Genomic DNA, 2131 nt, shown 5'->3' on the forward strand with positions numbered 1-2131 from the left:
CAAGTTATTGTACAGCATGTTATAGAAAAGGAAGAACTGGAGATAGATTTATGTCTCTTGCAAAATCAGGAAACATAAAATATGTATGTGAACCTAATGCTATTATGACATTACTTGAGTTTACTTTAGATTATGGTGATAAAGAGCTATATGATAAAGCTCAAGAAATAATAAATGCTGAAGTTGAAAATATAAAAAGAGAAGATATAAAGAACTTAACTAAAAAAAGTTTAGAAAAAATGAAAAAAGGCGAAAGAGACTTTTATTTATAATTACTTTAGGAGGAACAGTACTCCAAATGCAAATAGAAAACATATAGGAATTTACGGAAATACAAATAGTGGTAAATCATCTCTTATGAATACTATATTAGGCCAAGAAATATCATTAGTATCTAATATAGAAGGAACTACTACTGACCCTGTTCAAAAAGCTATGGARCTTATACCATATGGACCAGTTTTATTAATAGATACAGCAGGGCTTGAAGATAAAACAGAACTAGGAGCTTTAAGAATAAAGAAAAGTTATGAGTTTTTAAAAAGATTAGATTTTGCATTATATGTAATTGACCCAAGTAGTCCTGATTTAGATACATATAAAACTTGGAAAAAGCAAGCTACTAGATACAATGTAGAACATATAACAGTAATAAATAAAATAGATACTGTAAGCAAGGAAGAATTAGAAAATTTATCTAAWRTTAAAGAATTAGAGCMAGCAATGTGTGGAATAGGTCCTTTTATACCTCATAAAGATACACCACTAAGAGATTGTGAGGCAGGTACAACAGAAAAAACAGCAATTCTACTTGCAATAACAAGATTATTATTACCAAAGGTAGTTTTATTAGTTCCTATTGATAGTGAAGCACCTAAAGGAAGAATAATTCTTCCACAAGTACAAGTTATAAGAGATTGTTTAGACCATGGTATAAAAACTTATGTTGTAAGAGATACTGAACTTGAAGAAGCTTTAAATGAGGTTAAAGACGTAGATTTAGTTATAACAGATTCTCAAGCTTTTAAAGAAGTTGAGAGTATTATACCTAAAGATATGAAACTTACAAGTTTTTCAATATTATTTGCTAGACAAAAAGGTGAGTTGGATGAATTCTTAGAAGGAACAAAAAAACTTGATACTTTAAAACCAAATGACAGAATATTAGTCTGTGAAAGTTGTACACATAATATATCTCACGAGGATATAGGTAGAGTAAAAATACCTAATATGCTAAGAAAAATAGCAGGTGGAGACTTAAATATTGATTATATGGTTGGATATGATTTTAAAGAAAATATTGAAGACTATGATTTAGTAATTCACTGTGGTGCATGTATGGTAAATAGAAAAAGTGTACTAAATAAAATAAAGGTATGTAAAGAAAAGAATGTACCTATAACTAACTATGGGATGGTTATAGCTTACTTTACAAAAATACTAGATAGATCAGTTGAGATTTTTAAATAATTTATAAAAAGAATTAAGATATAAACTTTTAAAGATTAGGAGCTATTTTAAATAAGAAGATAGCTTCTTTTTTTGTACAAAATAATAAAATATCATGTAAATCAATATATAATCTAATTAGAGGTGGGAATATTGATATACAAGTCAGGAAAAAATGGATACTACAAATCTTATGAATATGCAAAAACAATACTAAGTAAAATGAATAAAATAATAGCATTTAAAGCATTTAGCACTGAAGAACATGATTATTATGAGGTAATAGACAATCATAGAAATTATTATAATTTAATTTTGTTTGATGAAGAATCAAATGAATATTGGTTTGATACTAACTGTGGTTATAAGGGAATGGGAAGTACTTATAGTGAGAAAATTCTAAGGCTAGTTGGTATTAGAGAAAATTATAATATAGCTTTTGAAAAAGAAATATATGAGTATGATTTATATCTAAATAACAAATTGAATATTTTAATTGTTGAGATTGATTTATGTAATTCTATAGAAAAGTACTTTATAAAGTCTTTAATAAGCTTAGATTTTAAAGATGCTTATTCAAGATATAATACTTTAGATAGATTGAAAGTATTTGGTGTTGTGAAATCTATTAATGATGCTGTAGGTAGTGATTTATATGTAAAGTATTTTGGTAATTGTGACT

The 2131-nt window shown here is 26.6% G+C and carries 2 protein-coding genes and 1 pseudogene; all 3 read left to right on the plus strand.

The genetic code is table 11. The annotated features are described in order from the left end of the window. Positions 1 to 272, plus strand: a pseudogene (locus tag G3997_RS03215) ([FeFe] hydrogenase H-cluster radical SAM maturase HydG); the annotation flags it as partial. Further along, complete coding sequence (gene hydF, locus G3997_RS03220) at positions 265 to 1470, plus strand: [FeFe] hydrogenase H-cluster maturation GTPase HydF (protein WP_296649305.1); 1206 nt, start codon at positions 265 to 267, stop codon at positions 1468 to 1470. The pseudogene G3997_RS03215 and the gene hydF, both read left to right, overlap by 8 nt. Positions 1471 to 1602: 132 nt before the next feature. Next, positions 1603 to 2131, plus strand: a 529-nt coding sequence (locus G3997_RS03225) for a hypothetical protein (protein ID WP_296648017.1), incomplete at its 3' end; no start/stop codon positions are given.

The organism is Romboutsia sp. 13368 (assembly GCF_018336475.1).
Lineage (GTDB): Bacteria > Bacillota > Clostridia > Peptostreptococcales > Peptostreptococcaceae > Romboutsia.